Origin of the sequence: Cellulomonas sp. P24, assembly GCF_024704385.1 — a bacterium.
GTDB lineage: Bacteria > Actinomycetota > Actinomycetes > Actinomycetales > Cellulomonadaceae > JAJDFX01.
The window spans coordinates 168,147-190,982 of the sequence record NZ_JAJDFX010000002.1 but is presented as its reverse complement, the minus strand read 5'-3'; the positions used below and the strand labels follow the sequence as shown (position 1 = coordinate 190,982).

21 protein-coding genes are annotated in these 22,836 nt (G+C 69.7%); 12 read left to right on the top strand and 9 right to left on the bottom strand.

What is annotated here, in order from left to right:
- The first annotated feature begins 209 nt into the window (after positions 1-209).
- From LJB74_RS00970 to LJB74_RS00940, 7 genes are all read left to right on the top strand, one after another.
- On the top strand, positions 210-1,229 hold the full coding sequence (locus LJB74_RS00970) for an SDR family oxidoreductase (RefSeq protein ID WP_259306777.1): 1,020 nt from the start codon (positions 210-212) through the stop codon (positions 1,227-1,229).
- Positions 1,226-1,591: a hypothetical protein gene (locus LJB74_RS00965; RefSeq protein WP_259306776.1), complete on the top strand. Its 366-nt coding sequence runs from the start codon at positions 1,226-1,228 to the stop codon at positions 1,589-1,591. The genes LJB74_RS00970 and LJB74_RS00965 overlap by 4 nt, the downstream gene beginning before the upstream one ends.
- Positions 1,588-3,378, top strand: coding sequence for a glycoside hydrolase family 15 protein (locus tag LJB74_RS00960; protein ID WP_259306775.1), 1,791 nt, complete (start codon positions 1,588-1,590; stop codon positions 3,376-3,378). The genes LJB74_RS00965 and LJB74_RS00960 overlap by 4 nt, the downstream gene beginning before the upstream one ends.
- A 90-nt stretch (positions 3,379-3,468) precedes the next feature.
- Complete coding sequence (locus LJB74_RS00955) at positions 3,469-5,235, top strand: thiamine pyrophosphate-binding protein (RefSeq protein WP_259306774.1); 1,767 nt, start codon at positions 3,469-3,471, stop codon at positions 5,233-5,235.
- 2 nt (positions 5,236-5,237) lie between these two features.
- Entirely contained in the window at positions 5,238-8,288 is a 3,051-nt protein-coding gene (locus tag LJB74_RS00950; protein ID WP_259306773.1) for an FAD-binding and (Fe-S)-binding domain-containing protein, read from the top strand.
- Positions 8,276-9,379 carry an enolase C-terminal domain-like protein gene (locus LJB74_RS00945; protein WP_259306772.1) on the top strand — a complete coding sequence of 368 codons (1,104 nt, stop codon included), beginning with the start codon at positions 8,276-8,278 and terminating at the stop codon, positions 9,377-9,379. The genes LJB74_RS00950 and LJB74_RS00945 overlap by 13 nt, the downstream gene beginning before the upstream one ends.
- The gene (locus LJB74_RS00940) at positions 9,364-10,116 is read left to right on the top strand and encodes a DUF4396 domain-containing protein (RefSeq protein ID WP_259306771.1); all 753 of its coding nucleotides are present in this window, start codon (positions 9,364-9,366) and stop codon (positions 10,114-10,116) included. The genes LJB74_RS00945 and LJB74_RS00940 overlap by 16 nt, the downstream gene beginning before the upstream one ends.
- A gap of 228 nt (positions 10,117-10,344) precedes the next feature.
- On the opposite strand, the gene LJB74_RS00935 is transcribed toward LJB74_RS00940, so the two are convergent.
- The 5 genes from LJB74_RS00935 to LJB74_RS00915 all read right to left on the bottom strand — a co-directional run bounded on the left by LJB74_RS00935 (position 10,345) and on the right by LJB74_RS00915 (position 14,737).
- On the bottom strand, positions 10,345-10,635 hold the full coding sequence (locus LJB74_RS00935; protein WP_259306770.1) for a WhiB family transcriptional regulator: 291 nt from the start codon (positions 10,633-10,635) through the stop codon (positions 10,345-10,347).
- Between the two features lie 315 nt (positions 10,636-10,950).
- Positions 10,951-11,205: a DUF6131 family protein gene (locus LJB74_RS00930; RefSeq protein WP_259306769.1), complete on the bottom strand. Its 255-nt coding sequence runs from the start codon at positions 11,203-11,205 to the stop codon at positions 10,951-10,953.
- Between the two features lie 716 nt (positions 11,206-11,921).
- A complete protein-coding gene (locus LJB74_RS00925) occupies positions 11,922-12,491 on the bottom strand; it encodes an iron transporter (protein WP_259306768.1) in 570 nt (189 codons plus the stop codon).
- A 267-nt stretch (positions 12,492-12,758) separates the two neighbouring features.
- Positions 12,759-13,745, bottom strand: coding sequence for an RNA polymerase sigma-70 factor (locus LJB74_RS00920; RefSeq protein ID WP_259306767.1), 987 nt, complete (start codon positions 13,743-13,745; stop codon positions 12,759-12,761).
- Entirely contained in the window at positions 13,742-14,737 is a 996-nt protein-coding gene (locus LJB74_RS00915; protein WP_259306766.1) for an NAD(P)-dependent oxidoreductase, read from the bottom strand. Before LJB74_RS00915 ends, LJB74_RS00920 begins: the two co-directional genes overlap by 4 nt.
- Positions 14,738-15,063: 326 nt before the next feature.
- Here LJB74_RS00915 and LJB74_RS00910 point away from each other — a divergent pair, with 326 nt between their 5' ends.
- From LJB74_RS00910 to LJB74_RS20510, 5 genes are all read left to right on the top strand, one after another.
- The gene (locus LJB74_RS00910) at positions 15,064-15,648 is read left to right on the top strand and encodes a SigE family RNA polymerase sigma factor (RefSeq protein WP_259306765.1); all 585 of its coding nucleotides are present in this window, start codon (positions 15,064-15,066) and stop codon (positions 15,646-15,648) included.
- Positions 15,649-16,011: 363 nt separating this feature from the next.
- Positions 16,012-16,458: a LysM peptidoglycan-binding domain-containing protein gene (locus LJB74_RS00905; protein WP_259306764.1), complete on the top strand. Its 447-nt coding sequence runs from the start codon at positions 16,012-16,014 to the stop codon at positions 16,456-16,458.
- Between the two features lie 193 nt (positions 16,459-16,651).
- A complete protein-coding gene (locus LJB74_RS00900) occupies positions 16,652-17,281 on the top strand; it encodes a hypothetical protein (RefSeq protein WP_259306763.1) in 630 nt (209 codons plus the stop codon).
- A gap of 547 nt (positions 17,282-17,828) precedes the next feature.
- Complete coding sequence (locus tag LJB74_RS20515; protein ID WP_310650783.1) at positions 17,829-18,479, top strand: MCP four helix bundle domain-containing protein; 651 nt, start codon at positions 17,829-17,831, stop codon at positions 18,477-18,479.
- Positions 18,480-18,525: 46 nt separating this feature from the next.
- Positions 18,526-19,368, top strand: a complete 843-nt coding sequence (locus tag LJB74_RS20510; RefSeq protein WP_310650782.1) for a methyl-accepting chemotaxis protein — start codon at positions 18,526-18,528, stop codon at positions 19,366-19,368.
- Between the two features lie 161 nt (positions 19,369-19,529).
- Here LJB74_RS20510 and LJB74_RS20505 read toward each other — a convergent pair whose 3' ends face one another.
- From LJB74_RS20505 to LJB74_RS00880, 4 genes are all read right to left on the bottom strand, one after another.
- A complete protein-coding gene (locus LJB74_RS20505; RefSeq protein WP_310650883.1) occupies positions 19,530-19,664 on the bottom strand; it encodes a helix-turn-helix domain-containing protein in 135 nt (44 codons plus the stop codon).
- Between the two features lie 12 nt (positions 19,665-19,676).
- Complete coding sequence (locus tag LJB74_RS00890; RefSeq protein ID WP_259306762.1) at positions 19,677-20,504, bottom strand: GlxA family transcriptional regulator; 828 nt, start codon at positions 20,502-20,504, stop codon at positions 19,677-19,679.
- Between the two features lie 112 nt (positions 20,505-20,616).
- Positions 20,617-21,552 carry a zinc-dependent alcohol dehydrogenase family protein gene (locus LJB74_RS00885; RefSeq protein ID WP_259306761.1) on the bottom strand — a complete coding sequence of 312 codons (936 nt, stop codon included), beginning with the start codon at positions 21,550-21,552 and terminating at the stop codon, positions 20,617-20,619.
- 290 nt (positions 21,553-21,842) lie between these two features.
- Positions 21,843-22,829 carry an aldo/keto reductase gene (locus LJB74_RS00880; protein ID WP_259306760.1) on the bottom strand — a complete coding sequence of 329 codons (987 nt, stop codon included), beginning with the start codon at positions 22,827-22,829 and terminating at the stop codon, positions 21,843-21,845.
- Between the last annotated feature and the right edge of the window lie 7 nt (positions 22,830-22,836).

The following is a 22,836-nucleotide window of genomic DNA, read 5'->3' as shown; positions in this document are numbered from 1 at the left end:
ACCGGCGTGAGAAGCGCGCACGCGACGCGCGCCACAGCCCGAGATCGTGCCTCGGCCAAGACGCAAGGTGAGGACCGACACGGCAACTGTGATCCGTCCAGGCGCCGACAGCCGGCGGTCTTTCCAGATGCGGGTCGGCCTGATCCTTCGTACCGTCGATGGCTTGTGCTCGAGTCCATCGGCACGTGGCCGACAGAGAGGGCGGATGCATGAGAGGGACACCGATAGGACGCGGTGAGGTCGTGGTCGTCACCGGCGCGAGCGGAGGGATCGGGCGCGCCGCCGCGGTCGCCTTCGCACGACGAGGCGCACGCGTGGCGCTGCTGGCGCGTGGTGAGGCGGGACTGGCGGGCGTCGCGGCCGAGGTCGAACGGGCCGGCGGTGAGGCGCTCGTGGTCCCGGTGGACGTGGCCGACGCGCACGCGGTCGAGGTCGCAGCCGGCACGGTCGAGTCGACGCTCGGTCCCATCGCTGTCTGGGTGAACGTCGCGTTCTCGTCCGTCTTCTCGCGGTTCGACGACATCACGCCCGAGGAGTACCGGCGTGCGACCGAGGTGAGCTATCTCGGCTACGTCTACGCCACGATGGCCGCCCTGAAGCGCATGCGAGCACGCGACTGCGGCACGATCGTCCAGGTCGGATCGGCCTTGGCCTACCGGGGGATCCCGCTGCAGACCGCGTACTGCGGCGCCAAGCACGCGATCCAGGGGTTCCATGAGTCGCTGCGGTGCGAGCTCCTGCACGAGGCCAGCGGCGTGAGCGTGACGATGGTGCAGATGCCCGCGGTCAACACCCCGCAGTTCTCCTGGCTGCTGAACAAGCTCCCGCGGCACGCCCAACCGGTCCCGCCGATCTATGACCCCGAGCTCGCCGGGCGCGCCGTGCTGTTCGCGGCCGAGCACCCGCGTCGGCGCGAGTACTGGGTCGGGTCCAGCACCGCGGCGACGCTGGCCGCGAACGCACTGGCGCCGGGGCTGCTGGACCGCTACCTGGCGCGGACCGGGTTCGACTCCCAGCAGACCGGTGACCAGACCGACCCCGAGGCGCGCAGCAACTTGTGGGAGCCCGCGGACGGCCGTGACGGCCACGACTACGGGATGCGGGGGGTGTTCACGCAGCAGTCCCACTCCAGCGACCCCCAGCAGTGGGCGTCCCACCACCACGGGACGCTCGCTGCCATCGGCGCTGCCGCAGTGGGTCTCGGCGTCTACCTCGCGGGGCGACGGTGAGGGGGGCACCTGCCGGCGCCTGCGTGCTCGGCGCAGTACAGCTCGGGCTCGGGGTCGCGCTGGTCTCCTCGCCCCGGCGTGTCGTCGCTCTCATCGGAGCCGACCACGACGCCGCGACGCGCATCGGGGCACGGGTCCTCGGTGCCCGGCTCATCGGGCAGGGGGCCGTGGTGGCCACCACCCGACGGGTAGGGGTGCACCAGCTGTCCGCCCTGGTCGATGCCGTGCACGCCGTGAGCATGGTCGCGCTCGCGGCGTGCTCCTCGCAGCGCCGCCGGGCAGCGGCGGCGAGCGGCGCGCTGGCGACGGTGGCAGCGCTCGCCTCGGCGGCGATCGCTGCACGCGCGGAGCACGCGCCGTGATCGCCGAGTCGCTCGCCGGCTACGCCCCGCACGTCCTGCGCGACTACGCGCTGATCGCCGACGGGGAGCGGGGCGCCCTGTGCGGACCGCACGGAGACCTCGCCTGGATGTGCGCGCCGAGGTGGCATGACGACGCCGTGTTCTCGCTCCTGGTGGGTGGGGAAGGGGGCTACGCGGTCACGCCGTCCGATACGCACGTGTGGGGAGGGTCCTACGAGCCCGGGTCGCTGATCTGGCGCAACAGGTGGGTGACCACGAGCACGGTGATCGAGTGTCGCGACGCCCTGGCGATGCCTGCGGACCCGCACCGCGCCGTGATCCTGCGACGGATCGAGTCCCGCGACGGCCCGGCCCGGCTTCGCGTCCTGCTCGATGTCCGAGCCGGCTTCGGCGACGCGACGATGACCGACCTGCACCGCGACGCCGACGGTCGGTGGACGGCCCGCAGCGGCGGCCTCACGATGCGCTGGTCGGGTGCGCCTGAGGCGTCACGTTCCGCGTCGGGCGAGCTCGTGTTCGACCTCGAGCTCGCACCGCACAGTGCGAGGGATCTCGTCCTCGAGGTCTCCGACGTGCCGCTGCCCGCACCGGTCGATCCCGAGGACGCGTGGGTCCGCACCGCCCGTGAGTGGTCCGGCGCGGTCCCGTCGTTCGCGGGCGGTGCGGCGCCCTCGGACGCGCGGCAGTCCTACGCGGTGCTGCGCGGTCTGACCTCCAGCGGCGGTGGCATGGTTGCGGCGGCCACGATGTCACTTCCGGAGCGCGCCGAGCAGGGACGCAACTACGACTACCGCTACGTCTGGATCCGTGACCAGTGCTACGCAGGGATCGCCGTCGCCGCCGACGGGGCCCACCCGCTCCTGCGGTCTGCGACGAGCTTCGTCGCCGGTGCCCTGCTCGCGGACGGCACCGACCTCACACCTGCCTACACCGTCGACGGCGGACGCGTCCCCGACGAGTCGCGCCTCGCCCTGGCCGGGTACCCCGGCGGGGCCGACGTCCGAGGCAACTGGGTCAACGACCAGTTCCAGCTCGACGCACCCGGCGAAGCCCTCCAGCTCTTCACCGCAGCCGCCCGGCACGACGTCCTCGACCCGGACGTGGTCGCGGCGGTACACGTGGCCGTCGACGTGATCGAGGCGCGCTGGCGCCGGCCGGATGCCGGGATCTGGGAGCTCGACGACGACTGGTGGACCCACTCCCGCCTGGCGTGCGTGGCCGGTCTCCGGGCGTCCGCGACCGTCCGTGCCTTCGGCGACCCGCACCGCGCCACACGGCTCGCCGCGGAGATCCTGCACGAGACCTCGCGACGATGCCTGAACCCGCAGGGGTACTGGCAACGCAGCCCGGGCCTGCGCGACGTCGATGCCGCTCTGCTGCTCCCGGCCGTCCGCGGAGCTCTCCCCGCGTCGGACCCCCGCACGGTCGCCACCCTGGAACAGGTCCGCAAGACGCTTCTCGTCGACGGGTACGTCTACCGGTACGACGTCGGCGGCGAGCCCCTCGGCACTGCAGAGGGAGCCTTCTTGCTGTGCGGGTTCACCCTCGCACTGGCGGAGTGGCAGCAAGGCCACCACACCGAGGCCATCCGCATCTTCGAACGCAACCGCAGCGTCCCCGGGCCACCGGGACTGCTCTCCGAAGAGTTCGACGTGACACAACGCCAGCTCCGAGGCAACCTGCCGCAGGCCTTCGTCCACGCCCTGCTCCTGGAGACCTCGACGACCCTCGGCGGGGCGACACAGCACCACGCACGCACCCCTGTGACCGGGCGGGCGGACCAGTAGTCCGCGCAATCCGGTCGTCCGCGCGACCACGTTCGAGGCGGTCACCCCGCTCCAGATGCGGACCGTGACAAACGTGTTTAACGTGAATTGATGACTCGGATCACCTCGGAAGCCCTGATCGAGCGACTAGCCGATTGGGGAGTAGACACCGTCTTCGGGATTCCCGGTGACGGGATCAACGGGATCATGGAGGGCCTGCGCCGGCATCAAGACAAGGTGCGCTTCGTCCTGGTGCACCACGAAGAGGCAGCGGCCTTCATGGCCGCGGCCCACGCGAAGGCCACCGGACGCATCGGCGTGTGCCTCGCGACGTCCGGCCCGGGCGGGATCCACCTCCTCAACGGCCTGTACGACGCGAAGCTCGACCACCAGCCGGTCCTGGCGATCACCGGCATGCAGGAGACCAGCGTGCTGGGCACCGGGTACCAGCAGGAGGTCGCCCTGGACAAGGTGTTCGCCGACGTCGCCGAGTACGACCTGCTGGTCACCAACCCCGTTCAGCTGCCCGGCGTCGTCGACATCGCGATCCGCACCGCCTACGCCCGGCGCGGCGTGGCGCACCTGACCGTCCCGAACGACATCCAGGTCGCCGACGCCGACGCCGACCCGTTCGCCCATGTCGCGCCCGCCACCCCGCCGCACACCGCACCGGTGTACCTGCCGGCACCTGGCCGCCCGCGCGAGCAGGATCTCGCTCGCGCCGCGGAGGTGCTCAACGCCGCGCAGCGTCCAGCGATCTTGGCCGGTGCGGGCGCGCTGCACGCGCGTGACGAGGTGCTCGCCGTCGCCGAGGCCCTGGGTGCCCCGGTGATCAAGACCTTGTCCGGCAAGGCCGTCATCCCCGACGACCACGAGCTGGCCGTCGGAGGCATCGGGTTGCTGGGCACCAAGCCAGGGGAGGAGCTGGCCGAGGACTGCGACGCCCTGTTCATGATCGGCACGAACTTCCCCTACAGCCAGCACCTTCCGGCGCCCGGACAGGCCACGGTGGTCCAGCTCGAGGCCGACCCTGCGCGCGCCGGTACACGAATCGCGACGGACGTGCCGATGATCGGCGACGCCAAGGAGGGGCTCACGGCCCTGTTGCCTCTGCTGACACGCCGGGACGACCGCACGCACCTGGAGAAGTACCAGAAGGCGATGACGGACTGGCGGGTGAACATGGCGGCGCTGGAGAACCCGGAGCGCTCACCGATCGCACCGCAGTACCTCATGAGCGTGATCGACGACCTCGCCGCCGACGACGCCGTCCTGACCTGCGACTCAGGCACGATCGCCACCTGGGCGGCCCGGCACTGGACGATCCGCGGCTCGCGCGAGTTCTACCTGTCGGGCAACCTCGCGACGATGGCCCCCGGCCTGCCCTATGCGAACGGTGTCCAGCACGCCTTCCCCGACCGGCAGGTCATCGCATTCGTCGGCGACGGCGGGTTCGCGATGCTGATGGCCGAGTTCCTCACCGCCGCCGAGCAGAAGCTCCCGATCAAGGTCGTGATCAACAACAACAGCTCGCTCGGACAGATCCTGTGGGAGCAGATGGTGCTCGGCTACCCCGAGCACGGCGTGCGCTTCCCCGAGCCGACGTCGGACTTCTCCGGCTGGGCGAGGTCGTGCGGCGGGTTCGGCCGCAAGGTGACAGAGCCCTGGGAGCTTCGCGACGCGGTCGCCGACATGCTCGCGTTCGACGGGCCCGCCCTGCTGGACGTCGACGTCGAACCGAACGAGCCGCCGTTGCCGGGCAAGGTCTCCTACGAGCAGGCGAAGAAGTTCGCAACTGCGTTCCTGCACGGCCAGCCGCACAAGGTGGCGATAGGGACCACGCTGCTCAAGGACAAGATCTCCCAGCTCGGGAGCTGAGCGTGACCACACAGCTCCCCACTCCGGTACGCCGTCACGCGGACCTGGCGGGCCTGGACCTGCGCGAGCTCGAGCGCCGACTCACCGAGGCGGTGGACGGAGAGGTCAGGTTCGACGTCGGCTCCCGCGGCACGTACGCAACCGACGCATCCAACTTCCGTCAGGTCCCCCTCGGCGTGGTCCTGCCTCGGACCGTGGCGGCCGGAGTCGCCGCGGTCGCGGTGTGCGCGCAGATGGGCGCACCCCTCGTGTCCCGAGGAGGCGGCACCAGCCTCGCCGGCCAGGCCTGCAACGTCGCCGTGGTGCTCGACTGGTCCAAGTACTGCCACCGGCTGGTATCGGTCGACACCGCACGACGCACCGCGATCGTCGAACCGGGCATCGTCCTGGACGAGCTCAACGCTGCCCTCGCCGAGCACGGGCTGCAGTTCGGCCCCCAACCCTCGACCCACTCGCGCTGCACGCTGGGCGGGATGATCGGGAACAACTCCTGCGGATCGACCGCCCAGGCCTACGGCAAGACCGTCGACAACCTCGTGCGCGCCGAGGTGCTCACCTATGACGGCACCCGGATGTGGATCGGTGCGACCAGCGAGGAGCAGTACGACGAGATCGTCGCCGCAGGCGGTCGCCGCGCCGAGATCTACCAGGGCCTGCGGCACATCGTCGAGGAATTCGGTGACGCGGTGCGCGACCGGTATCCGCAGATACCCCGCCGCGTCTCCGGCTACGACCTGGACTCGCTGCTGCCCGAGAACGGGTTCGATGTGGGGAAGGCGCTGGCCGGGTCAGAAGGCACGCTCGTCACCCTGCTGCACGCCGAGCTGCAGCTGGTTCCCCTCGTGGCGCACAAGGCACTCGTCGTGCTCGGCTATCCCTCGATCGAGCAGGCTGCGGACGCCGTGGTGATGGTCAACCGCCACGACCCGCTCGTGGTCGAAGGCATGGACGAGCGCCTCATCCACTTCGAGCGCGAGAAGCGCCTCAACGCCGGGGCTCTTGGACTGCTCCCACCCGGCGAAGGCTGGCTGATGGTCCAGCTCGGCGCCGACGACGAGGCGACCCTTCGAGAACGGATGGACGCCTTGGTGACCGAAGCCGAGGACGCCGGAGCAACCAGCCAGGAGTACACCGACCCGGCGCACCGCCAGGACCTGTGGGACGTTCGCGAGTCAGGACTCGGCGCGACCGCCCGGGTACCGGACATGGCAGACACGTGGCCAGGCTGGGAAGACTCGGCAGTCCCGCCAGAACGCCTGGGAGACTACCTGCGGGACTTCGGCGACCTGCTCGACGAGTTCGGCTACGGCAAGGCGTCTCGCTACGGCCACTTCGGTCACGGCTGCCTGCACATCCGGATCCCCTTCGACCTGACCACCGCCCCGGGCGTCGCGCACTACCGCCGGTTCCTGCACCGAGCGGCTCACCTCGTGCGCAGCTACGGCGGATCCCTCTCCGGGGAGCACGGAGACGGCCAGCAGCGCGGCGAGCTGCTGCCGATCATGTTCGGCGACCGGGTGATCGAGGCGTTCACCCAGCTCAAAGCCCTGATCGACCCGGACGACCGGATGAACCCCGGCAAGGTGGTCCACCCGAACCGCCTGGACGAGAACCTGAGACTCGGACCGGACTACGCCCCGCACGAAGCCCGCGACCTGCACTTCCGTTATCCGAGTGACGACGGGAGCTTCGACCGTTCAGTGCTGCGCTGCGTCGGTGTCGGACAGTGCCGCAGCCACTCCGGGGGAGTCATGTGTCCCTCCTACCGGGCGACCGGCGACGAGGAGCACTCCACCCGCGGCAGGTCGCGTCTGCTGTTCGAGATGCTCAGCAACCACCCGGACAGCCCCATCACCGACGGCTGGCGCTCGACAGCAGTCCGTGACGCCCTCGACCTGTGCCTGGCCTGCAAGGGCTGCAAGAGCGACTGCCCGGTCGACGTCGACATGGCCACGTACAAGGCGGAGTTCCTGTCGCACCACTACGCGCACCGGTTGAGACCCGCATCGCACTACGCGATGGGCTGGTTGCCCTTGTGGGCTCGGCTCGCCGCTCTCGCGCCGCGCGCCGTCAACGCGATCTCGCACGCCGGCCCGCTCACTCGGCTCGCCCAGCAGGCCGGCGGCATCGAGCCGGACCGGCCGGTGCCCTACTTCGCCGACCACCGGTTCACCGACTCCTACCGGAGTCGTGGACCCCGCGGCTCCGGCGAACGCGGTGACGTGATGCTCTGGCCGGACACCTTCACGAACAACCTGCACCCCCACGTCGGCCAGGCGGCGGTCGAGGTCCTCGAGGACGCCGGGTACCGGGTCGTGATCCCGGACGGCACCTTGTGCTGCGGGCTGACCTGGATCTCCACCGGCCAGCTCGACATCGCCGAGCGTGTCCTGCGCCGCACGCTGCGTCACCTGGCACCGCACCTCAGGGCGGGCGGGCTGGTGGTCGGGCTCGAACCGAGCTGCACAGCCGTCTTCAGGTCCGACGGTCCGGAGCTCTTTCCGCACGACCACGACATGGTGCGCCTGCGGGACCAGACCAGGACCCTTGCCGAGCTGCTGACCTCGACCGACGGGTGGCAGCCACCGCACGTCGACCGGGCCGCCCTGGTCCAGCCGCACTGCCACCAGCACGCCGTGCTCGGCTCGGACCCCGACGCGGAGCTCATGCGGAGGGCGGGGGTCGACGCCACGACCGTCAGCGGGTGCTGCGGCCTGGCGGGGAACTTCGGCTTCGAGGCGGGCCACCTCGACGTATCGGTCGCGGTCGCCGAGCACGAGCTCCTTCCGGCCCTGCGCACGACCCCCGACGACGCCGTCGTCCTGGCCGACGGGTTCAGCTGCCGGACCCAGATCGAGCAGACCGGGACCGGTCGACAGGCCGTGCACCTGGCCGAGCTGCTGGCCGGCGCGTTGCAGAACAGGCTGCCGGCGACTCGGCCAGAGGACGCGATCGGGACTCGGCCGGGGCCGCCGCAGCTCGTGCGGAACCGCTCAGCACACGCACCTGCCGCGCCCGACCGCGCGAACGGGGGGCCGTCGTGGCCCGTCTGACGGCCCCGGTCCGAGACGTCCGGGTTGCCGCGTACACGGTGCCGACCGATGGACCGGAGGGGGACGGCACCCTCGCCTGGGACGCCACCACGGTCGTGGTCGTCCAGGTCGCCGCGGGCGACGCGACGGGCGTGGGCTGGACCTACACCGACCGGGCCGCCGGCGACCTCGTGCACCGGGTACTCGCACCGGAGGTGATCGGCCGCGACGCGCTCAACCCCGTCGCGGTGCACGACGCGACGCTGCGCCTGCTGCGCAACGTCGGTGTGCCCGGGCTCGGCGCGGCAGCGGTGTCTGCCATCGACATCGCGATGTGGGACCTCGCAGGGCGTCTGCTCGAGATGCCGGTCTGCAGCCTTCTCGGCTCTGTGCGCGAGCAGCTGCGGATCTACGGAAGTGGTGGCTTCACCACCTACGACTCGCACCGCACCGCCGAGCAGGTGCTCGGCTGGGTCGACGGGCTGGGCGCCCGCGCGGTCAAGATCAAGATCGGTGAGTCGTGGGGAACGGCGGTCCAGCGAGACCTCGGTCGGGTTGCCGAGGTCCGTGAGCTTGTCGGAGCCGGCGTCGACCTGATGGTGGACGCGAATGGCGGGTACAGCGTCGGACAGGCCGTCCGGGTCGAGCGCGCGATGCGTGAGCACGGTGTCGTGTGGTTCGAGGAGCCCGTCTCTTCTCGTGACCTGCCGGGCCTGGCGCACGTGCGCCGTCACGCCGAGGCCGACATCGCGGCCGGGGAGTACGGCTCAACTCCCGCCGACTTCCGCGACCTGCTCATCGCCGGCGCCGTCGACACCCTGCAGGCAGATGTCACCCGCTGCGGCGGGTTCACCGGCTGGCGACGAGTCGCCGCTCTCGCCCAGACCTTCGAACGGCCGATCTCCACCCATTGCGCGCCGGCGCTGTCGGTCCACGTCGCCGGCTGCGCGCCGACACTTGCGCACCTGGAGTGGTTCCACGATCACACCAGGCTCGAGGCGATGCTCTTCGACGGCGTGCCCGTCGTCACCGATGGCGTGGTGGCACCGAACGCGGACACGGGGCACGGGATGAGGCTTCGCCCGGACGCCGAGCAGTGGCGGGTGGTCTGATCCGCGCCGACCTGGTCATCTTGCACACGGCCGACTTCCCGGCCTGGCTGACCGTGCTGAGCGTCGCCTCACTCGCTGTGGCTGTCGCCGTCGCCGGGTGGACGGCCGTGGACGTCGCGCGGCGACCCCAGTCCATGGGGGTGATGTCGGTGGTGTGGCCGGTGACGATGCTCTTCGGCGGGTTGCTGTGGCTGCGCCTGTACCTGCGGTGGGGACGCGCGGCGCCCCGTGGGGCCCACGACGCGCAAACGGAGGTGCCGCTGCGGATCTCGGTCGCCACCGGCGCCAGCCACTGTGGTGCGGGGTGCACCCTCGGCGATCTCGTCGCGGAGCTGGGCCTGGTGGCGGTCCCCGGTCTGGCTGCGGTCGCCGGGCTGGGCACGGTGTTCTCCGACGAGATGTACGCCCGCTGGGTGCTCGACTTCGTCGCCGCCTACCTGATCGGCATCGCCTTCCAGTACGCCGCGATCGCCCCGATGGCCCACCAGTCCGCCCGGCGCAGCCTGTGGCAGGCGATCAAGGCGGACACGCTGTCGATCACGTCCTGGCAGGTGGGGATGTACGGGCTGATGGCCCTGGCCCAGCTCGTGGTGCTGCCCGCCACCACCGGCGGACGGGCGGCCGTGCTCACACCGGAGTTCTGGTGGGTGATGCAGCTCGCCATGCTCGCCGGATTCGCCACCGCCTACCCGGTCAACTGGTGGTTGATCAAGATCGGGATCAAGGAAGCGATGTAAACGAGCACGTCACTCGACGCAGCAGGCCACTCGACGCAGAGAGTCGCCAACGGATGTCTGCCCGTCCGACCCCGCACCAAGAGACCGCTAGCCGCGGGTGTCGTGGTCGCTCGCTCGAGGACCTCACAGTCGACATCGGCATGCCCCGCCGTGAACGGCATCCATGTGAACAGCCATGCGGTGCCATACGCCAGAAATGGGCCGCGCCTATTTCGGTGCGTGGACCAGTCAAGCCGACTTTCGGACAGAACGGGCGAGGACCTCGGCACGTTCATCCTCGGTCAGTCCGCCCCAGACCCCGTACGGCTCACGAACCGCGAACGAATGCTCTCGGCACTCATCGATCACCGGACACTCTGCGCAGATTGCCTTCGCAGCCGTATCCCGTCGACGGCGCTGTGCCCCACGCTCGCTCTGCGGGTGAAAGAACAGGGCGGGATCGGCCTCCCGACACGCTCCCTGGTACTGCCACTCCCAGATTTCCCACTGCGGCCCGGGCAGACGTGAGATCTCGGTCACGAAGGCCTCCTCAGCTCACTGACCACTGGATCAACGTGTGCGACGACGGTCGAGGCTTGACGGCCCGTCCCACGCCAAGCCTCGTCCCGCGCGGCCCACGTGAACCGCACGGGATCTGCCCTGCCTCCTCACGCAGGCAGGGAGCGAAGGCCACGTGCGGAAGGAAGCCGCGACGCGACCGGAGCTTTGCGGCGCTCACCGGTGGCGCCGACGAGCCCAGAGACGAGGCGAATCCGCGTCGCGATCGGCCAACGACTCCTGAGGACTCCGGACGGTTGCTCCCGATCGGCGTGTGACCGGGCCGGCGAGGGGGCCTCACCACCAGTGGCTGCGACCGGCGATCGCGCGTCCCGTGCCACCAAGCACCGCGAGCACGAGGCCGACTGCCAACAAGACGATGCCGATCGTGACCAGGATGTGCAGCGTGGCTACGACCAGGCCCAGGACGATCAATACGATACCCAGAACAATCATGCTCTTCCTCCTTTGGCGCGCGCGCTCGTGGCAGAAAGCGCACTCAACGGGATCTTGTCGTTCGAGCTCGGCGGAACTGGCGTTCTCGCCGGCCATGATCAGCCACTCGCCGGGTCCGCGACCTGCGCTCAGACGCCGAGATGGCCGTCCTTTTTCGTCGCGCAGATTGCCTGCTTCTTCTAGCCCGCCACGACGTGGAGAGGGATGTTCCTGGCGTTCACGGTCGGTTTCATGTCAGGCTCCTTCCAACGCGATCAACGGCGCGGCGCCTCGTGCTCGAGACCTGCGAGATTGTTCCCGGGCGCGACAGGTTCAAATCCATCCTGCATGACTTCCGCGATACCCGCAACTTCGACATCGACACTCTCGCCGCGCCCGTTGTCCGTCATCCATGACAAATGCCACGCGTAGCAGGGCGGCTCACCGGGCTGCCAGGCCGACGCGGGATTGCCCGTACGACCGCGTCCTCGACGAACCCCGACCCCGCGCGACGGAGCACAGATCAACAGACACTCGGAGGCGGAGGAAGACTCATGACGAGAGGGGCGGGAGCGGATCTCTCGCGAGGTACGGGTTGCCCGGCGGTGGCTGACGCAGACCGCTCCGCAGCGCTCGAGTCGACAGACGGAGTACGGTCTCGTCGCGGCGAGCAGGGTGTCGAAGGTCGGTGCTGTGGCGCTCCGGTCAGAGGTGGACGAGCGGATCGGGAAGCAGGGTCCGACCCGACGCCAACGCGCGGACACCAGCACGGCAACTGCCGAAGGCCAGTGCACGGGGTCGTCCCACGTCCGTCGCCGCGCCGATGCCGACCCTCACGCCGGCGGGTCGACGGGCTCGGCGCCGCGCGTGATGCTGACACCGGTGAACTCGACGTCCACGGCGGCGGTGAAGCGGCGCCCGTTGACCTCGTCGTGACGCATGAACGTCGGCGGCTCGATATGCACACGCAGGATGTACTCGCCGTCTGCGGGCAGAGTCCAGTTGCGGGCGTAGTGATACATCATCGGGTGCCACACCATGTCCTGGGTGTGAGGTCCCAGCTCGCGCCCGTCGGGCGTCACCAAGGTCACCGTCACGTCCAGGCCGGGCACGAATCGGCCGTCCGCGGCGTCGCACACGACAACCTCGACGTGCGTGTTCGCCTCGCCCGGGTTACGCCAGAGGAGGTTGCCGTCCTCCAGGGCGTACATCCCCTCGGCCTCTTCGATCGCGTACCCGACCAGGTAGTCCGCCACGGTGGTGTGCCCACCGTCGTGGGCGACATCGCTCGTCATGTGGTCCAGGGCGGCGCGATACGCCCGGCCCTGCGCCCGGGCCAGCTCGAGCTGGCGGGCCGTGGCCTCCGAGGTCCCCGGATCCATCGGTGGTGTCGAGGTGCTCAAGGTTGTTCTCCTTCCGATCGATCTGGCCAGCCTCTCCCGAACACCGACCGCACGCACCTCCGGCCCAGGCGGGCGGCCGAGGCGCACTGGTCGGTGCGAATGAGGGCCGCGTCGTCGCCCGACTGGGTGATGGTCGTCGCGACCTGGTCGGCCAGGGTCGCGTGGGTCAGGAGTGAGACAGGTGGCCACCTGTGCGGAGAGACCATCGCGATTGCCCGTGCGATCTTTCGAAACACCGGTGTCGACGGCGCTCTCGCCGCGCGTCGCTCATGCGTGCTCCTTGCGGTCTTCGGTTGTGTCCGTGTGTTGCCGGTCCTGGGCGCGAAGGGCGCGGACGTCGGCGACGGGACCGAGGTGGCCCAGCTTGTCGGGGTTGATGACCGATCGGATCGTCTGCACCTTGCCGTCGGTGATGTCGAGGACGAAGACGTTGACGATCTCCCCTGCGGGAGTACGCATGATCGCGCCCGGCTGGCCGTTGACCGCGTGCGGCTCGATCCGGATCCGGTGTCGTCGGATCTCGTCGCTCAACGCGGCGAACAGCCGACCGACGCGCCCTGCCCCTACGACGGGCCGGGCCCACTGCGGTGCCTTGCCACCGCCGTCGCCGTAGGTGACCACGTTCGCGGCGAGCATCGAGACCAGGCCGTCGACGTCCCCGTCTCTGAGCGCGTCGAAGAACTGGCTGGCCAAGGCGTCGCGCTGCTCCGCGGAGGCCTCGAAGCGGGGCTTCTCGGCACGGACGTGCTGCCTGGCGCGTGCCGCCAACTGCCTGCTGTTGGCCTCGGTCTTGCCGACGATCTCGGAGATCTCGTCGTAGGGATAGGCGAAGACGTCGTGTAGCAGGAAGACGGCGCGCTCGACCGGGTTGAGCCGCTCGAGAACGAGAAGGAAGGCCATGGAAAGCGTATCGACCTGCTCGACCAGGTCGGCGGGGTCGTGCGCCTCGTCGGTCAGCAGCGGTGCTGGCAGCCACTGTCCGACGTAGGCCTCTCGCCGGTGGCGTGCCGAACGGAGCTGGTCGATGGACAGCCGCGTCACGACCGACGAGAGATAGGCCTTGGGGGAGGCGATCGTGACACCGTCTGCCTGTGCCTGCTGGAAGCGGACGAACGCCTCCTGGACCACGTCTTCGGCGTCAGTGACGCTCGACAGCATCCGGTAGGCGATCGAGAACAGCAGTGGACGCAGCGACTCGAAGGTCTCCGTGCCGGAGATCCCCGAGCCCCCGCGTCCTCCCGCGGGGTGAGTCACCTGGCCGCCTCCCCGCGGCCAACCGACCCGGGGGCGGAACTGGGGGCCGTGCCGCCGGTCGCCGGGTCGGTGAGACCGTGGCGGAAGCCGTCGCGCCAGCTGCTCCACCGCGGCTGCCAGTTGAGCTTGCGCTTGGCCTTCGCGTTGGACGAGCCGCGGCCTTCGGTCATCCAACGGACCGCAACGTCGCCCGCAGCCAACCGGCCCAGCCAGACCGGCACCCGCATCGGCTTCTTCGCCCCGACCTGCTCGGCGAGATAGGGAAGCCAGGTGGCGACCGGGGCGGGGTCGTCGTCGGTGAGGTTGTAGATCCCGCGTCGACCGTGCTCCACGGCTGCCACCGTCGCAGCGGCGGCGTCGTCGAGGTGGATGAAGGACCAGACACCGGCGCCGTCGCCAATGATCGGCATCTGCCGCTTGCGGATCAGCTCAACCACCGCCTCGGTCGCGCCGGGGCCGTAGAAGTTGCCGTAGCGCAGCACGACACCCTCCATCGAGGCCGAGGGCACCACCCGGTCGAGGAACTGGAGCCCCTTGATCGACTCCCTCTGGTGCTCGGCCGGGTCCGCGTCGTAGGGGTCGTCCTCGGTCTTGATCGGGCCACCGGTGCGGGTGTTCGACCAGCCGGTGTAGCTCTGCGCGACGAACCGGGTCACCCCCGCTGCCTCGGCTGCCGCCAGCAGGTGCTCCGTGCCTTCGATCCGCAGCCGGTTCGTGGTCGCGAACCACCGGTCGAACCTGCGCAGGTCCGGGTTCCCGGCCAGAGCGGTCATCTGGTGCACGACCACGTCGGGTTCCGCACGCGCGACCATCTCCCCGACCGACGAAGCGTCCAACCCGTCCATGACCACCGGATCAGCACCCAACGCCCTGAGCTCGTCCAGCTTGGCCGCGCTCCGGGTTGAGGCAGTCACCTGGTGGCCGTGTGCGACCAGCTGAGGAACCAGCCTCCGGCCGATGGCACCTGTCCCTCCAGCCACGAATACACGCATCACAAGACCTCCACACTCTCAGTCGATCACCGCTGTTGGCGTCCCTTGAGACGAGACAGCGCCGGTCGTTGTGACGCTCCCGGACATGCCCTCTTCTCGATGCGGGCCACAGTCACCTGGGAGCCTGCGTACAGTGCGTCCCGGTGCCGGCAGGTGAGGCCCTTCGTCTTGCTGGTTCGGTGTGCTGACGGTGAGTGACGCCGTTCGGTAGCGGCCGTGCGGCCGGGTGACACGAAGTCAGTCGACCAAGTCTCGTGGGCGAGCAACCTGGGGACCCTCTCATCCGTGAAGAGCGTAGAGAGACGTCGCTTCCGGGGGGTGGGGCAGTGACTGGCGAGACCCCCGAGGAGAGTGATGTCCACGTAGCCATCGTCGGGGCAGACCGGGATGCGGAGTTCTCGGCGTTCGTCGAGCACGCCGGAGCCCACCTCGGGCGTACCGCGTGGCTTCTGTGCGGCGACGTGCATCGCGCGGAGGAGCTCGTTCAGCAGGCGCTGATCCGTACCTACATGGCGTGGCCCCGCGCCCGCGAGACGGACCCGTTGGCCTACTCACGGCGGGTCTTGGCGAACCTTCGGATCGACAGCTGGCGCAAACACCGCCGAGAGGTGCTCACGTCACCTGACGAGATGCCTGACGGGTTCGCGCGCTCCGGGGCCGACCAGCATGCGGACCGCGACATGCTCGTGCGGGCGCTCAGAGAGCTCAGCCCGCAGCGTCGGCGCGTGGTCGTCCTGCGTTATCTCATGGACCTCCCCGAGGAGGACGTCGCCAGGGACCTGAGGATCTCAGTCGGCACGGTGAAGTCGACGGCCTCGCGTGGTCTGGCCCAGCTCCGGACCCTCATGGGGGACACCGACACGAGCTATCGCGAGCCGATCGAGCCGAACATGCCGACCGCAGGTCGTTGAGGGAGTCGACACGATGGACGACGAGGACTTCATTCGAGAGCGCCGCGCCGTTGCCGACGCGGCGCCAGACATTCGCGTGGACCGTGAGCAGGTCCTGCGATCCGCCCGACGCCATCGCCGTCTGGTGATGGCAGTGCGTGTGTCCGCCGGAGTCGCGGCCACCGTCCTCATCGTTGGCGGCATCGCCTCGCTGGACTCCCGTCGGGATGCGGCGCCGCTGCCCGCCGAGCCTTCCCCCGGGCGTCGACCGCGACCACGGCTGAACCCGTCGTGGCGACGCGTGAGGCCGAACGGCATCGCGCGGACCTTCTTCGAGCCTATGCAGCGCAGGCCGGCATCGCTGACCCGCCCCAGGTCGATGTCGTGCGCTACATCGCCGCGTCCGAGTTCCGTGAAGTCCAGACCGTGTGCCGGTTGGACGCGGGTGTCGACGCCTGGCAGGTCAGCGGGATCCGGAACGTGGCACGGTCCGATCCGAGGTCGAGAGTGGTGGATCTTGCGTTCTACACCTGCTTGGCCCAGTACCCCGTTGTCGAGAGTCGGACGGGCACAGCACAGTGCGCGCCCGGCACGCTTCTCGCTGCGGTCGATACGGGTCCGTCAACAGGTGCGGAAGGAGCGGTCACGATCGATGCACTCGGCGCGCCTGCCTCGTACACGGTCGCCACGGGCGACACCCTCAGCCAGATCGCGGAGCGATTCGGGCTCGCGGCGTGCGGCAACGCCCAGTGGCAGCTGGTGCAGCGGAATCCCTACACGGCTAACGACACGAACGTCTTCGTCGGAGATTCCCTGATTCTCGTCCAGTAGCGGGAGCCTGCGCAGCGTGCTCGGCCGGGCGCACGACGGGGCCAGCGGCTGTGCCATGTCATCCGGGGCCCGGTTCGCGCCGGGCGTCTGTGCACCCCCGGCCGCACTCGTCGTCGAGGTCCCGCCTCGGGGCATCACCCTCGGGCGGCGGCACTGGTGGAGGGCAACCGCCGCGCACCGCTAGGTTGATCGCATGCCGGAGCAGATCGAGGACTACTACGCGCGCGTCGAGGCGGCCACCGATGCCGACGGCCGCTTGGCGGGTAATGCCGAGATCCAGGCCTGGGAGATCTTCCCGTTCGAGTCGGACGGCCTGCGACTCAAGCCGATCGGCCCGCTCGCCCCGACCGAGGCGCCGCGCCGTGGCGAAGGTGGGTCGCCTTGCGACGCGTGCGATCACGACGACGGCCCTGTCGACGGAGAGATCTGGCGTGATGACCACTGGCACCTCTCGGTAGCCGACTCCAGCGGCGCACCGCTGGTTCTCATCCTCTCGCCGCACGCCCACTTCGACTTCACGACGTTGCCGATAGACCGTGCTGCCGAGATGGGGCAGATCATGGTGGCTCTTGGTGCAGCGATCGAAGCCCTGCCAAGCGTCGCCCGCGCCCACGTCAGCAGGTGGGGCGACGGGGGAGCGCATGCGCACGTCTTCTTCTACGCCCGGCCGACCCGGATGCCCCAGCTGCGCGGCACCATGATGGCGGTCTGGGACGACTACCTGCCGCCGGTACCGGTGGACGTCCGCGACGCGAATGCTCGCGCGGTCGTGCAGGAGCTTGTCCGCACCTACGGGGGGCGTGCACTCGGCGCGGCGATCTGACCGGCGGCGTCCGCTGCCCGGACCTGGTTCGAGGGGACTGGTGCGCGGGGCGCCAGGCGTCCGAGGGACGGTGCGGCGACCCGGGTGAGCGGCCGAGCCAGGACGTGCGGCCGGGGGACAGCACTGCCGTGGCCGGGAAGTAGCTCATGAAGGCGTAGGGCAGCACGACGGACGGGATCACGCGCGCGACCACGCCGTAGGCGCTGGTGGGGCAGCGCGCGAGCTCTCCGACCTCGCGGCATCGTGACGGGTCGGCATGGAAGAATGCGCCGCAAATCCGGGCAGATGGTAGTGATATTTAGGTGAGGCGTGCCTTATCTGCAATAGGCGATGTCATGCAAGACGAGTCATTCAACTCGTTCTCCTCAATACAACGACGACCGTGTCGAAAGAATGACTGGCACATACACGCGGAGATCGCCTCGGGGGGCACCAGAACATGAGCACGCAGCACGCACAGAGTCTGTCAGTCGAATCTGAGGCCAGCAGGGGTCGGTCGTCGCATCGACGGTTCACCGACCTGGGGATCCGCATCAAGCTTCTCCTGGTGATCGGGCTGCTGGCGCTGGTAGCGGTCGGGGCCGGCATCCTGGGAATCGTAGAGATGTCGGGCATGATGAGGGACACCGACCACCTCATGGCTGTCCAGTCCGACCTCATGGTGCCGATGGAGACAATTGACGCGCATCAGGGGCTTGCGCAGGCTTATGTCGCCCAGCTGGCGGCGGCGGGATCGTCCGCTTCCAAGGCCGCCTGGAAGCAGAAGATGGCCGAGAACGACAAGGTGATCCAGGACGCCATCGCCGCCTTCGGGGCGACAGAGGGTGCGACGCTGCCGAGCTGGACGACGTACATCTCGGATCGGGACAAGTGGCTCGCCGCCCGTGATGGCCAGCTGGTCCCAGCGGCAATGTCGAATGACCTCACGACCTACGACTCGGTCGTCTCGAACGTCAGCCAGCCGATAGTCGACGCCCTGAAGGGTGACATCGACGCCCTGCAGGGCGAGGTGAAGGCGATCTCCGACAGCGTCAACGCCAACTCGGACTCCAACTTCGCCAAGGCGAAAGTCATCCTCATCAGCGGACTCGCGATCGCGCTGATGGTCGTGATCACTCTGGCGCTGCTGACGACCAACGCCATCACGCGCGGCGTCGCCCGCGTGAAGGAGTCCCCTCGAAGCACTGGCGCGGGGTGATCTGACGGCTCGCCCGCATGTGTCGTCGGGTGACGAGGTGGGGCAGATGGCTCAGGCGTTGGTGGTGGCGCAGGATGCGTTGCGGGGTGTGGTGTCGGGGGTGGTGGAGACGGCGGGGACGGTGGCGTCGGCGGCGGAGGAGTTGTCGGTGAGTTCGTCTCAGGTGTCGGCGGGGTCGGTGGAGACGAGTGTGCAGGCGGGGGTGGTGGCGGCTGCGGCGGAGCAGGTGAGTAGGAATGTGCAGGCGGTGGCGGCGGGGGCGGAGCAGATGGGGGCGTCGATCCGGGAGATTGCGCAGAATGCGAATGAGGCGGCGCGGGTGGCGGGTCAGGCCACGGGGGTGGCGGCTGCGACCAATGAGACGGTGGTGAAGTTGGGGGTGAGTTCGCAGGAGATCGGGAACGTGGTGAAGGTGATCACGAGCATTGCGGAGCAGACGAATCTGTTGGCGCTGAATGCGACGATCGAGGCGGCTCGTGCGGGTGAGGCGGGTAAGGGGTTTGCGGTGGTGGCTGGTGAGGTCAAGGAGTTGGCGCAGGAGACGGCGCGGGCTACGGAGGACATTGCGCGTCGGGTGGCGGCGATCCAGTCTGATACGGCCGGTGCGGTGCGGGCGATCGGGGAGATCAGTTCGATCATCGCGAGCATCAATGACTTCCAGCTGACGATCGCGAGCGCGGTGGAGGAGCAGACGGCCACGACGAACGAGATGAGTCGTGGGGTGGCGGAGGCGGCGGCGGGGTCGGGGGAGATCGCGGTGAACATCACCGGGGTGGCCTCGGCTGCCGATTCCAGTGCGCAGGTGCTGGGGCAGATGGGTGACGCGGTGACCGAGCTGGCCCGGTTGTCCACCGACCTACGCACCCGCATGGCCACCTTCACCTACTGACCCCCACGACTTCGACGCGGCAAGCCACCTGACGCACCTCCGGGGGTTCCGTGTCGAGTCGACAGAGGCTCGCGATCGCCAAGAGGACGAGAGCCGTGGTAGCGCCGAGGACGTGTCCCGGGGCCGCGGACATGCGCTCCGGAGTGAGGCGCGGGCCGACGTCAGGCGCGTGCCTGGGCGCGGTAGGCGCTGGGAGACATGCCGAGGCGGTGGGTGAAGACGCGTCGGAGGGCCTCTGCACTGCCGAACCCGCTCCGGACGGCAGCCGAGGACACGGTGTACCCGGCGGCGAGCAGCGCCTGTGCGCTCTAGAGGCGGACCAGCTCGACGTAGCGCGCCGGCGTCGTGCCGATCTCGTCGTGGAAGAACCTGGTGAGCTGTCGCGGGCTCACCGCCGCGATCCTCGACATCCTCGCCACCGTGTACTCCTCGGCGGGATCTGCGGCGATCGCGTCGAGCAGCGGGCGCAGGGGGCGGTCGCGACCGACATGGTTGCGCGAGGGGGCGGAGAACTGCGACTGCCCGCCGGACCGTTGCATGAACACGACCATGGCCTGGGCGACGTCGCGGGCGACCTTCACCCCGAGGTCGTCCTCCACCAACGCCAATGACAGGTCGATCCCCGAGCTGACCCCTGCCGAGGTGAGGATGGAGCCGTCCCGTACGTACAGCGCATCGAGCTGGACGTCGACCGTCGGGTAGCGGCGCGCGAACGTCGCCACCTGTCGCCAGTGCGTGGTCGCACGACGACCGTCCAGCAACCCCACCTCGGCCAGGAGGAACGATCCCGTGCAGACCGACGTCACCCGTCCCGCATGGGTGACCAGGTGCCTGGTCGCCTCGAGCAGCAGCGGATCGAACGGGGTGTCGATCATGTTGTAGGCGCCGGGGATCAGCACCGTGTCGAAGGGACCGGCGTCGACGGCCCTCCCGCTCACTGCCAGCCGCATCCCGGCCGAGGTCGTCGCATCGGTGCCGTCCGGAGAGACGATCGCGACCTCGTAGCGACCGCCGAGCGCGTTCGCGTGGCCGAAGACGTCGACAGGTCCGGCGACGTCGATCATCGTGACGCCGTCGTGGACCAGGATCCCGACGCGATGGCTCCGTGCTGGTACTCCCGTGTGCGGCGCGCTCACGCGGTGCGACCTCCGGTCCGGGGCTCGTCGACGGCCCGCGCTCATCATCCACCGACGAGGCCCCGGTGCGGCGTGTCGGCTGGCCCCGACGGCGGTCGCGGCCGCTGCCGGGTCAGCTCCGGACGCGGACGACCAGCTTCCCTGCGCCTCCGCCGGTCTCGATGAGCCGGTGGGCCTCGGGGGCGTCGTCGAGCAAGAAGACTCGTGCGTCGACAATTGGGGTGAGGTCGCCTGCCTCGGCAAGGGCCGTGGCCTCGCGGAGGATCTCGCCGTGGTGAGCGCGGCCCCGACCGGTCAGCAGCGGCGCGAGGGTGAACACGCCGGAGTAGGTGGCACCGCGGAAGGACAACGGGGCGAGGCTGTGGGTTCCCCAGCCCAGGCTGCTCACGACGTGCCCCGCGTATCGGCGCACCGCGGTGAACGAGGCGTCCAGCGTCGCCCCGCCGACGGTGTCGTAGACGACGTCGAAGCCCTCGCCGCCGGTGTGTGCCGCGACGTAGTCGGCCACCGGCGTCCTCCGGTAGTCGATCGGGGCGGCACCGAGCGCGTCGATGACCTCGAGCTGTCCGGCACTTCCGGTCGCGTAGACCCGTGCGCCCCGGGCTCGGGCGATCTGGATCGCGACGTGCCCGACGCCGCCCGCGCCACCGTGCACCAGGACCCGCTGTCCCTCGCGGACGTCCGCCCGATCGACCAGCCCTTCCCAGGCGGTGATGAACACCAGCGGAAGAGCGGCAGCCTGGATCGCCGTGAGGGTCGCCGGCGTGCGGGCCAACAAGGTGGCGTCGACTGCGGCGTACTCGGCGAGGCTGCCGGGGATGCCCCCGACGCCCCCGGTCATGCCGTACACCTCGTCGCCGGGCCGAAGGTCGTGGACGTCGGCACCGACCTGGACGACGACACCAGCCAGGTCGAGTCCGAGGATGGTGGGCAGCGTCGGCTGGGCATGGTCGGCGGCGCCCGCAGCGATCTTCACGTCCAGCGGGTTCACGCCGCTCGAGGTGATGCGGACCAGCACCTCACCGGGGCTGGGGTGTGGTCGTGGCACGTCCCGGAGGGTCAGTGGTGCACCGAACCCGGTGAGCACCTGCGCGCGCATGGTCTGGACTGATGAGGTTCCCCTGGGGTGTGGTGGAGCGTCGGAGGGCGGGCGTCGTGCCCGGCTGTCCTCGGGACCACAACGAGCGTGGACCTCTGGTGCGACGAGCACGGTGTGAACGGTGCCGTCTGACGCTCTCGGCGGGAACCGATCTTCGGGCCACGACCCCCACAGATCCTGCCGTCGGACACGTCGAGGTGACCGCTGCACCGGAGAAGGACGCGGAGATGTCCCGGGACTCAGAGGCCGACCATCGCCAGGCCCGCGTCGTCGTACCGGTTGCCCTGGACGCCGACGCGAGTGGCGAGGGCGTCGAGGAACGCGACCTCGTCGGCGGACAGCGGCACGGTCGTTGCCGCCGCGTTCTCGTCGACACGCGCGAGGTGACGGGTCCCGGGGATCGGCACGATCCACGGCTGCTGCGCGAGCAGCCACGCGAGGGCGACCTGACCCGGGGTGGCGTTCCGGGCGGATGCAAGGGCGCGGACGTGATCGACGATCGCCGCGTTGGCGGCGCGGTTCTCCGCGGCGAACCGGGGCACCCGGGTGCGAATGTCACCCTCGGTGAAGGTTGTGGTGAGGTCCATCGTGCCGGTGAGGAAGCCCCTGCCCAGCGGGCTGAACGGCACGAACCCGATGCCGAGCTCGGCGCATGTCGGCAGCACCGCGGGCTCGGGGTCGCGGGTCCACAGCGAGTACTCCGACTGCACGGCGGTCACCGGTTGCACGGCGTGGGCACGGCGGATGGTCGCGGCACCCGCCTCCGAGAGGCCGAAGTGGCGCACCTTCCCCGCGTCGATGAGCTCCTTGACGGTGCCGGCGACGTCCTCGATGGGAACGTCCGGGTCGACGCGGTGCTGGTAGAAGAGGTCGATGACGTCGGTGCGCAGCCGGCGCAGGGAGGCATCGGCCACGCGGCGGATCTGCTCGGGTCGGGAGTCGGTGCCCTGGGAGCGTCCGTCGATGATGTCCCAGCCGAACTTGGTTGCGATCACGACCTGGTCGCGCACCGGTGCGAGGGCCTCGCCGACGAGCTCCTCGTTGACGTACGGCCCGTAGACCTCGGCGGTGTCGATGAACGTGACGCCGCGCTCGACGGCGCCGCGCAGCACGGCGATCATGTCGTCGCGGTCGCCGGGGTTGGGGCCGTAGCCCGTGGACATGCCCATGGCCCCGAGGCCGATGGCTGAGACCTGCAAGCCTTGGCCGAGAGTGCGTGCGTGCATGGTGGTG

Excerpts from the sequence above, each read along its gene's own strand:
- LJB74_RS00970 (WP_259306777.1), top strand. The coding sequence starts at position 210 with ATGAGAGGGACACCGATAGGACGCGGTGAGGTCGTGGTCGTCACCGGC.
- LJB74_RS00955 (WP_259306774.1), top strand. The coding sequence starts at position 3,469 with ATGACTCGGATCACCTCGGAAGCCCTGATCGAGCGACTAGCCGATTGG.
- LJB74_RS00930 (WP_259306769.1), bottom strand. The coding sequence starts at position 11,205 with ATGGCCGGCGAGAACGCCAGTTCCGCCGAGCTCGAACGACAAGATCCC.
- LJB74_RS00915 (WP_259306766.1), bottom strand. The coding sequence starts at position 14,737 with ATGCGTGTATTCGTGGCTGGAGGGACAGGTGCCATCGGCCGGAGGCTG.
- LJB74_RS00900 (WP_259306763.1), top strand. The coding sequence starts at position 16,652 with ATGCCGGAGCAGATCGAGGACTACTACGCGCGCGTCGAGGCGGCCACC.
- LJB74_RS20510 (WP_310650782.1), top strand. The coding sequence starts at position 18,526 with ATGGCTCAGGCGTTGGTGGTGGCGCAGGATGCGTTGCGGGGTGTGGTG.
- LJB74_RS00880 (WP_259306760.1), bottom strand. The coding sequence starts at position 22,829 with ATGCACGCACGCACTCTCGGCCAAGGCTTGCAGGTCTCAGCCATCGGC.